This is a genomic window from uncultured Psychrobacter sp. (assembly GCF_947495825.1).
Lineage (GTDB): Bacteria > Pseudomonadota > Gammaproteobacteria > Pseudomonadales > Moraxellaceae > Psychrobacter.
Map to the genome: position 1 here is coordinate 77,275 of NZ_CANMAH010000013.1, position 10,665 is coordinate 87,939.

General features: G+C 43.8%; 6 protein-coding genes. All 6 read left to right on the forward strand.

What is annotated here, in order from left to right:
* Positions 1 to 49: 49 nt before the first annotated feature.
* The 6 genes from tssF to Q0895_RS12655 all read left to right on the forward strand — a co-directional run bounded on the left by tssF (position 50) and on the right by Q0895_RS12655 (position 10,621).
* Positions 50 to 1,873: a type VI secretion system baseplate subunit TssF gene (gene tssF / locus Q0895_RS12630; RefSeq protein WP_299189510.1), complete on the forward strand. Its 1,824-nt coding sequence runs from the start codon at positions 50 to 52 to the stop codon at positions 1,871 to 1,873.
* The gene (gene tssG, locus Q0895_RS12635) at positions 1,837 to 2,862 is read left to right on the forward strand and encodes a type VI secretion system baseplate subunit TssG (RefSeq protein ID WP_299189512.1); all 1,026 of its coding nucleotides are present in this window, start codon (positions 1,837 to 1,839) and stop codon (positions 2,860 to 2,862) included. The genes tssF and tssG overlap by 37 nt, the downstream gene beginning before the upstream one ends.
* 146 nt (positions 2,863 to 3,008) lie before the next feature.
* A complete protein-coding gene (tssH, locus tag Q0895_RS12640) occupies positions 3,009 to 5,849 on the forward strand; it encodes a type VI secretion system ATPase TssH (protein WP_299189514.1) in 2,841 nt (946 codons plus the stop codon).
* Positions 5,846 to 6,997 carry a type VI secretion system protein TssA gene (tssA, locus tag Q0895_RS12645; RefSeq protein WP_299189516.1) on the forward strand — a complete coding sequence of 384 codons (1,152 nt, stop codon included), beginning with the start codon at positions 5,846 to 5,848 and terminating at the stop codon, positions 6,995 to 6,997. Before tssH ends, tssA begins: the two co-directional genes overlap by 4 nt.
* Positions 6,998 to 7,130: 133 nt before the next feature.
* Positions 7,131 to 10,016 carry a DUF2345 domain-containing protein gene (locus Q0895_RS12650; RefSeq protein ID WP_299189519.1) on the forward strand — a complete coding sequence of 962 codons (2,886 nt, stop codon included), beginning with the start codon at positions 7,131 to 7,133 and terminating at the stop codon, positions 10,014 to 10,016.
* 2 nt (positions 10,017 to 10,018) lie between these two features.
* The gene (locus Q0895_RS12655; protein WP_299189522.1) at positions 10,019 to 10,621 is read left to right on the forward strand and encodes a hypothetical protein; all 603 of its coding nucleotides are present in this window, start codon (positions 10,019 to 10,021) and stop codon (positions 10,619 to 10,621) included.
* Positions 10,622 to 10,665 lie beyond the last annotated feature (44 nt).

Below are 10,665 nucleotides of genomic sequence, written 5' to 3' on the forward strand. Positions count from 1 at the left end.
GTCACAGTTAAATCTGTATATATGGCAGCGATAAACATATTGAGGCACCATGGACAGTCTACTTCCTTATTTTGAGCATGAACTTAGCTTGTTCAATAAGCAGTCGAAAGAGTTTGCCAAAAAATATCCAAAAATAGCAAATAGGCTATTGATGGGGCACGATACGGTAGATGATCCGCATATCGAACGGTTGATACAGGCTTTTTCGCTGATTAGTGCGCGCATTAATAAAAAGCTGGATGATTCATACGCAGATTTCACCGAGTCTTTATTGGAAGTCGTGTATCCCGACTATCTTAAACCTTTCCCTTCAGTATCCATCGCTCAATTTAATCTAGGTGTACAGGGCAATGCGATGAGTGAGGCTGTCTTAGTACCTAAACAAACCGCGTTCTCCACTCAAAAAATAAATGGCACGCCTTGTCAGTTTCAATCAACCCAAGACGTTACCTTGCTACCACTCGAGATCGATGCTGTTAGTTTTGAGACCCATCAAGAAGTGTATGACAATCAGCATGGGCTGCTCAATGGTTGTATTAGTATTAAGTTTAAAGGTCTTAATCCAAGCTTTGATTATCAAACATTACTGGATCACTCGCTGGATCTATATATAGATGAAGATGCCAGTCAAGGTACGAGTCTATGGGACTTATTATGGTGTGATGTCAGACAAACTCATCTCCATGGTAGTCAAGTTAATAAAATAGTTGGCAGTCCGTTTGAAATTATTGGCTTCGATCCTGAGCAGCAGATTTTGCCGACGCACAGAGTGAGTAATGCGGCTTCTGCCTTATTAAAAGAATATTTTTATTTTCCAGAAAAATTTAACTTTCTGCGCTTAAATCTTGGTCATGCTTGCCCTGAGCTAAAAATTGATAGTAGTGGTTTTGAGATTCGTTGTTATTTTAAGTTTGATAAAAAGAACACCATTCGTCTAAAAAACCTGCAACAGCTGAGTGCAAGCAGTATCAAACTATTTTGTACGCCAGTCGTAAACCTATTCAAAGCAGCAGCCAAGCCCATTCAAGTAACTCATCGTTCCATCTATTATGATTTAGTGCCCGATACCCGCGCGCTCTTTCAGCATGAAATTTATGAGATCAATAAAGTCATAGAGTCCAAACAAAATGATAATCGTTTAGTACAGCGTGAGTATCATCCATTTTATGCGCTGAATCATTATGAGCAGCAAGATGACGGTCGTTATTATCATATTAAACGTGATAAGGATATGGCTGAATTTAAGCAGGGTTTTGAATATCAGATTATGTTTGTAGAAAAGAGCCGCGAAGATTTGTCAGGTGCGGTCAGTATGAGTGCCTCTTTGCTATGCACCAATAGAGATTTGCCTGCGCAAGTGGTGTTCGGTCAAAGTCGCGGTGATCTGTTTAGCGAGGGTATGACAGGCTTTAGTAGTCTGTCATTGTTAAAGCAGCCTACCAGAACCGCACGTTTTGAATACACTGGTGAAGAGCGCTGGCGACTGATATCACTAATTAGTTTAAACTTTTTATCACTTGCCGCCCAAGACGCTGAGCTGATGAAAGAGTATCTATCGCTGTACGACATTACCCAATCAGCCTCAAATAAACTTTTGGTCGAAGGCATTGTCTCTGTTGCGACCAGTATTAAAGCTCGGCGTATTCAACGTTTGCCACAACCAGGATTTGTGCGTGGAACCGAGATTGATATTCGTATTAATCAAAAAAACTTTGCTGGTGTTAGTATCCGTCAGTTTGCCCATTTACTGGCTCATGTTTTTGGTTATCACGCCAGCTTAAATAGCTTTGTTGAAGTTGTCATTAGTGATGCCGTAACCAAAGAGGAGATATATAGATGTCAGCCACGCAGTGGTCTCAGTCCTCTTATTTAACAGATTTAATCGCGACGCCGCAAGCCTATGATCTATTGCAGGCACTGCGTTTGGTTCGTCATGAAGCCAGTATGGGGCATGCATCTATCGAGGTGCGCTACCGTGCATCATTGTCTTTGGCGTATCCACAAGCCGAGATTGAGTCGATGTCGCTAATCGCACAAGACAATATGGACGACAATGTTAATCAAAGAAATGCCAGTCAAGTAAAGGTTAGACAATTAGAGGTGCGCCCAGCGGTTATCGGATTGACAGGCCCAATGTCTGTCTTACCAGCGATGTATACCGATCAGCTAGCATCGAGAGTACATCATGCAAAAGATAAAGCGGCACCGGCATTTTTAGACTTGTTTAACCATCGTCTGACTGACTTATATGTCCAAGCGAGCTGGTTTTATAACTTGCCGTTGCAGTATGAATTAAACGATAAAAAAGACAGCTACCTTTTAAGCCTGCGAGCTCTTGCGCGTCAGCCCAAGAAATTGACAGCAATAGACAGCTTGATTGCCTATGCTGGCATGATTGCCCCAGGGCGTCTGACTGCCGATCAATTAACACATGTATTGTCACATTTTTTGGATAGCAAGGTCAGTGTTCAGCAGTTCGTTCCTGAGTGGTTTGATCTACCAGTTACCGAGCAGACAGCACTCGGTGGGCATTATGCAGCGCTTGGCGTGTCAGCATTTTGCGGTGCGCGTGCCGTGCAGTTCGACAGTAAGATTAGGATAGTATTTCATCAATTGGATGCTAAGCGTTATCTTAGGTTGTTGCCAGCAGGCGATATGTATCAAGTCATCATTGATTTTATTCGTAAATGGTGCGGTGTGTGTTTGGCGGTTGAGATACAGCTGGAGCTAGACCGCCAATATATTAAGCCCTTGTCGTTATCTGAAGATGGTTTTGGTGGTTTGGGGCGCGGTGGCTTTTTAATATCGCAGCCTGCTACTCAGCATCATGACGACACCCGTTATGCGTTACCTATTCAGTGAAAGTTATAACTCAATAAGTGGATTATAGCTTAGAAAGACAAGCCTCGACCTTCGCCAATTCAGTGAGAGAGTGGTCAATTAGAAAATTGAAATTGGGTCTATAAACATAATTTTAAATCAAATGAGCATGCTAAAGGAAGAGATGTATGAGCCAACTAAAAGCTGTTATTACTCGTTTAAGTCCGAGCTGTCGACAGTGTTTGCAGCAGGCAGCTAGGCTTTGTATCAATAACGGGCATCGCGAAGTCGATACCATTCATTTACTACATGAACTCATTGCCACACCAAATAATGATGTGGATCAGATATTAAAAGTTAATAAAATTAATCAGCAGCTACTATTATCACAGCTAGCAGATTTACTAACTGGTTTTGGTCAGGCAGCAGGCTCAACGCCTGTATTTAGTCAAGGCTTAATGGCTTTGTTAGAAGATGCGTGGGAGTTAGCGAGCAGCCTACATGGACAAAGTGAGAACAAAAACAGTCCGCTAGAAATTCGCTCAGGTCATATACTATTGGTTCTATTGGCTTATGAGCGTTACCAGTCGCTCCTCAAAACCTTGCCGGGGCAGCTACAGTATATCGATCGCTTTACTTTTAAGGACGATTATGAGCGCCAATGTTTCGGTAGTACTGAAGGTAGTGGCTCAGTTAAATCAGACAAGGCTGCGTTAAATGAGAATGCCAATTTCGGTAGTGGTGAACTTGATGGTTCAAAGCTTGATGGTACTGATTCTGATAACAGTCACGATCAATCAGATATAAGCCAGACCACCAAGCAGTCCACACCTGCCTTGGATAAATATACTTATGACCTAACTGCCAAAGCCAGTGCTGAACAAATAGACCCAGTCATTGGTCGTGAGTTTGAGATTCATCAACTGATCGATATTTTGATTCGCCGTCGCCAAAATAATCCCATCTTGACGGGTGAAGCAGGCGTTGGTAAAACTGCTGTGGTAGAAGGCTTGGCACAAAAGATAGTCGCAGGTTACGTCCCTGATCAATTAAAAGATGTGACGATACGCAGTCTCGACATGGGGCTACTGCAAGCAGGAGCAAGTGTTAAAGGGGAGTTTGAAAATCGCTTAAAGCAAGTCATAAAAGAAGTTCAAGCCTCATTGCACCCAATTATCTTGTTCATCGATGAGGCGCACACGCTAATTGGTGCGGGTGGGCAAACCGGTCAAAATGATGCTGCAAACTTACTTAAGCCGGCACTGGCTCGTGGTGAGCTAAGAACGATTGCTGCTACTACTTGGTCAGAGTACAAAAAATACTTCGAAAAAGACGCTGCCTTATCGCGCCGCTTCCAAGTCGTCAAAGTAGATGAGCCTGATATCGATACAGCGGTCGCGATGATTCGTGGTTTGAGTGCCAAGATGCAAGAGCATTTCGGTATATTAATAGACGATGATGCGCTACAAGCTGCGGTCGAGTTATCAGCACGTTATATCAGTGACAGACAGCTACCCGATAAAGCGGTAAGCGTTTTAGATACGGCAGCTGCACGCGTGAGCTTATCAAAGACTGCCATTCCTAATCAGCTTGATCGACTAAAAGCCAAGGGTGTACAGCTAGAGCAACACATTAATAATCTGAGTCAGCAGCTTGAGCGTATTGGGGGTGTTGATGAAAAAGAAAAAGTTAGCCAAAAAATTGCCATACTCGACGAGCAGCGTCAGTCGAATCAACAAAGCATTTCTGATACGACGAGCCGCTGGCAGAAGCAACGCCAGCTTAATGATCAACTTGATGCGCTCAACCAGCAGTTGAATAGCGAGCTAGATGACTCTAATACTCTTAATGCAAAAGCACGTTTAGAAAAACAAGCAGAGTACCAAAATATTGAGCAGCAATTAAAACAAGTACAAGAAGCGGAGCGCCTTATACATGCGGTACTAGATCGTCAGGTCATCAAACAAATTATCTCAGATTGGACAGGTATCCCGTTAACGGATATGGCAGGTAACGAAAAAAACCACATATTGACCTTAGCTGATACTTTACAAGAGCGCGTCATTGGACAAGACCATTCTGTTGCCGCTATTGTCAAGCGTATTCATACAGCGAAAGCACGCTTAGATGATCCTAATCGTCCGCAAGGCGTGTTCTTATTAGTAGGACCAAGCGGCGTTGGGAAGACAGAAACGGCATTGGCACTATCTGAAGTATTATATGGAGGAGAGCGTAATCTAATCACGATTAACTTGTCCGAATATCAAGAAGCTCATAGTGTAGCGTCTTTAAAAGGCTCGCCACCAGGCTACGTTGGTTATGGCGAAGGGGGCGTATTGACTGAGGCCATCAGACGCCGACCTTATAGTGTTCTATTACTTGATGAGGTGGAAAAAGCCCATCCGGACGTCTTGGATTTATTTTATCAAGTGTTTGATAAAGGAATAATGGAAGATAGCGAAGGACGTTTAATCGACTTCAAGAATACTCTTATTTTGCTGACTAGTAATATTGGTTCCTCTACTATTATGCAGCAATGTATCAATACTGATCCTACTGTTACTAATTTTAGCTTACCCAGTAGTGACAGCCTGAAACAAGCAATCAACCCGCATTTGTATAAAGCCTTTAAACCCGCGTTTTTGGGACGTCTGACGGTGATACCTTACTATCCATTGACTGATGATACGTTAGCAGAAATTATCCGCTTGAAATTAGACAAAATCACGAGTCGTATTCGTGATAATTATGATGTTCCTTGTATCGTCGATCCTGAGGTTATTGATCTGATACTGTCGCGTTGTCATGAGGTTGACTCTGGTGCACGCAATGCGGACGCTATTATCAGTCATACGTTGCTACCGCAGCTGGCAGGTCAGCTACTTGCTCATGATGATAGTCAAAGTGTACTGAAAAAGATTACGGTATTCGTCGATGAGAACGATGATTTTGCCTATCGTCTCGACTGCGATGCTATTGTGGCTCTCAATCAAATGGCGCAAGAAAGTCAGAATCAGGAGGCATCATGATGACTGATACGAATCTTACGCCCATAAGCACACTTATCACGCCTATTGTGGACTCCCATCAAGGTGTCGGTGAAGACCTGACCTTTGACCCACGCATCGATGCTATCGTTGCTGCCCGTCAAGAAGATGATCCACTGCTGGCGCAAGGCAATTGGGTCACTGAACTCAAAGTCGCTGATTGGGACTTTGTGAAAACTCAATGTACAGATTTGCTGACTAATACCAGTAAAGATATGAAGCTAGCACTATGGTATGTCGATGCGCTCAGTCATACCGATCATCTATCAGGCATTAGTCATGGGCTCCGCTTGATACAGAAATTAAATGATGAGTATTGGCTCACCATGTATCCACCACTAGATGGTGAAGACGATAGTATGGATATCAGAGCAGGCCTGCTATCATGGTTTGTAAAAACTCTAACAAATGACCTCAAGCAACTATCTCTCTCTGATAGTAAGTCCAATCTCTATAATTATAATTACTATCTAACTGCTCGTGAACATGATAAGCAGCATCAACAAAATCCAGATAATGAAGCCAGTAATCAGTTAACGCTCAGTGACTATAACCAAGCCATAAAAAGCAGTAGCGATTCTTGGCAACAAGCATTAATGACTGAACTTGGTAATATCACTAATCAGTGGCAGACCTTAACTGATCAGCTTAATGCTCTAATGGGTATGGATGCTCCGGTCTTCGCACCAGTGACTGATTTATTAGTCGCACTCAAACAGCATTTACAACCTTTGATACCTGAACAATTTGATGGTGCAGATAAAACCATTCAAGAGGGTATAACTGATGCGAATAACTATGATAATAGTGATGGGGATATGACATCAAGGAGTGCTGGGCAGCCATCTGCTCCAGCAAACGTCACGTCAACAAGCTTTAATCCTACCAATCGCGATCATCAAAGCAACCGCCGGCAAGCACTCAAACTATTAGGGCAAATACAAGACTACTTTGCAACCAATGAGCCGCACAGTCCAGTGACGTTTTTACTTGGCCGTGCCATTGCTTGGGCAGATATGCCACTGGACCAGTGGCTCACTCATATTATTAAGAACGAAGATCAGCTTGCCAGTATTTCTGACATGATTGGTATTCAGCCCAAACGAGAGTCATCAGATGATAGCTATTGATTCGTTTGTCAATTAGACAGTTGCTTGGAATGTTCATTGGATTTGGGATGTCGGTTGGCTTGTAGTCTATACAAAATATTTAAACCTCGTAGTTTTAAACTTTAAACCTTGGACTTAGAGAGAAGGGCACTTCATGGTATGGACTCAAACAAAGCGGCACGTGCAACTTATTGGCGCCCATCCTGATATCGCCATGAGTCTGATACAGCAAGCAGACCTTGTTGAGAGTCTGCTCGGCATGCCATTGCCTGATAACGTCTGGGATAAGCCTGCCTTGATGCCAGCGCCCACCGCCTATCCAAGTCCCTACCACCAAGACCAACGTCAGCTATCTTATCAGCAGCGCCAGCTCGCCCTCTATTGTGGCTACCGTATCAGCCTCACCTTGCTACATCCTCAAGCAGGGCTGGATACCAAAGGCTGGCTAGGGCAAAGTCTTGCTATTCACTGGCATACGGATGATACGCTACTGCCGAGCCAAATTCGCCATGGTATCATCACCGAAGTCATCGCTTTAGGTAGCAACAGTGGTATGGCCGCTTATCGCATCATCTGTGAACCAGCTCTTAGTCAGCTACGCTTAAGCAGTCACAACCGCCGTCACCATCATTTAAGTCTAAGTGAGCTTATCAAAGATATTATTAGCCCATATAACATAAACGTTGAGATTGACGAGCGCTTAAGTAGCGCTGGCGACTATCATATTCAGCATAGCGTGCAATATAATCAAACCGATCTGGCTTACTTAACTCAGTATTTGGCACTTTTTGGTGTTACTGGCTACTACCGTCATGATACAGACCGTCATACCTTGGTTTTATTACCGCATGATGCCGAAGCCTTGCGCCCAGATGCCAGTGATATTCACAGTACCTTAAGCCAAAACCCGGCCAGTCTTGCTGATAGACAGGATCGTATCACTGCCATACGCCCACAAATAGGCCAGCACATCCAAAACAGCGAGTTTTACCGCTACGACAACCGCCTCGTTGGACTATATAGTGGACATAGTAGTACAGAACAAACGATAGAATCCGCCAGTCCGAGCATACATAAATGCTTCATCCACAGCCATAGCTATCTAAACGACAACGGACTGGACAAACTTGCGACTCGCTATCAGAAAAGCAAAGTGCAATTGGCTAATATAGGTAGTCTTACAGGCAATATCCGTCACTTGAGTCTACCCAGCGTCCACGACATTGAAGGCAATCCTTATGTCACCGAACCAATAAGCCTAGTCTCCATTCACCACAGTATCAACAACCACATACCAGCGGACTGGCTTGGACATGCGCCCTTTGACCCGATAACCTTGCAGCCTAATAAAAACCATGCACATGATAATGAAAACATCCACCATATCAGCGCTTGCTATCTGCCATTTCCGCATCATCACCATATTCCTTTTGGTGAACAGCTTACTAAACTTGGCGTACCGCATCCCAGTCTCACAGGACTCATGAGCGCTAGCATCATAGACACCAATAGCAGTAGTGCGGTAGATAATGACCGCAATCACCGCGCCCACATCCGTTACCACTGGCAAAGTGAAGATAGTAGCGACGACAGCAGCCACTGGATACCCATCGCCAGTCACCTCGTCGCCGATCACATGGGACAGACTCATCCTTTGCGTCACGGACAGCACGTCCTCATTGACTTTATTGGTGGTGACATCGCCCATCCGATCATCATCGGCAGCACTCATAATGGGCAGGGTAACGACGACGCCCAGCACAACCGCATCGCCAGTGATACAGACTTCATTGACGCCACCAGCCCCGTTTGGTTTATCAACCAAAGCCATGCGTATCCCATCGACGGCATCAAAACCCAAAGCATTGATAGCAGTCGCAGCGGAGAAGCGACTAAAGACCACGCTATCAACGGCTACAACCAGCTGATGTTTGACGCTCATCCTGACAGTCCGCAAATCAACCTGTATAGCAGCAGCTACCAGTCGAGTCTCATCCTCGGTCACCTGTACCAACATAGCGACCATACTCGCAGTCAAGCGCGTGGACAGGGCATCAGTGTAGAAACCCAAGCCGCCGCCAATGTACAAGGTAGCACAGGCATACATATCAGCAGTCAAACATCAGGCAGTCAATCAAAGCAGCATATGAGTCATGACAGTCATAGCAAACTGCAAACCGCTGATCAACACCAGCAAGCTTACGCGCAGCTAGCTGACACCCATCAGCCAGTTGGACTAGAAGGCAATGCTAGTAACAAGCAAAGCGGCAATAAAGCAGACAGTCAACCCCCCTTTGCCGAATTCAGCCAAGACACCAACGACAACAGATTAAATGAATCTGGACAATGGCAACAGCCGCATGTACTGATCGACTCCCAGCGTCATCTAGCCCTATTAAGTGGACAACACAGTCAGTATACCAGCACCCAAAGCATGCATAGCCATGCGACAGGTAGTACTCACCATCATAGCCAAACGCAGATGAATCAACTGGTCGCAGGCGACATTCACTATTACTCAAACAAAGCACAGACCCATACCGCCGCCCATGGCGATGTGACCATACAAGCGCATCAAGATGAGATGCGTCTGGATAGTGAACAAGTATTGCGTATCCATAGCCGCGATAGTATTGAGATCATCGCCCCTGATACGCTGACCCTAAAAGCGGCAGGGAGCGGTATTGAGATATCAGGCGGTAAGGTGGCGTTTATTACGCCTGCTCAGGTAGGGTATAAGGCGAGTAAGGTGGATTGGGGCAGTGGGGGTGAGCTTTCGTTAAATAAGGTTAATCTAATGCAGGCAAAAATATCTGATAGCCTTTTATATACGACACAGTTCACATTATTAAACTCAGATAAAAAACCTCAACCAAATATAAAGTATGTAGCATTTTTAGAAGACGGGCAAGTTGTATCAGGTATTACTAATGCTAGTGGAGAAACTCAACAATTTCAAACTAAAAACCCAGAAGAAATAGCAGTGCATTTTGCTACTGAATTATTGAGTGGGGTTGAAGTTACAAGGTCGGGGGATTAAACGTGGGTGAACAAACTGTAAGCGGTACTTTTAAGCTTGAATATAAGAACTCGAATGGTAGACATGACTTTATTGACGCACATTATAGAATAGTAGATAAAAGAGGAAGAGTATTAAGAACCGGTAAAACTAATGAAGATGGAAAGACTGAATCAGCCACTATAAAGAAAGGCGAACCAATCTATATAGAGTTAAGAGATTTATCTACAAACACATGGGAGTCTGCAAGTCCTCGAAAAAAAATGGGTTACACACCAACTAAATCAGGACAAAGCGCTACTGTTTTAGTTTCTAACTGCTATTTTCAAGCTAAGCTAATGGCTAACAAATGGGTCAATTTTAAAAAACCTTGGCGTTATGAAGTGGTATTTCAAGGAGACAATAACAAAAAAATCACATTGAAAGGTACATTAGATAAAGAAGGTAAGACTAAGATTTATGATTCACAAAAGATGCCGATGGCTAAGAACCACGAGTATACAGCAATAGCAAGATTTGAAGAACTGGCTATAAGCAGTCAACCCAATGTTGAAATAGTATTTATTGAACCTATTACAGGCGAAAGGTTTACTTGTAGTGGTCAAATATTTTTAGACAGTACTTAAGAGGTTTTTGTTGAAATAAAGTCTCTCTTTCTCGCTTGGTGTTA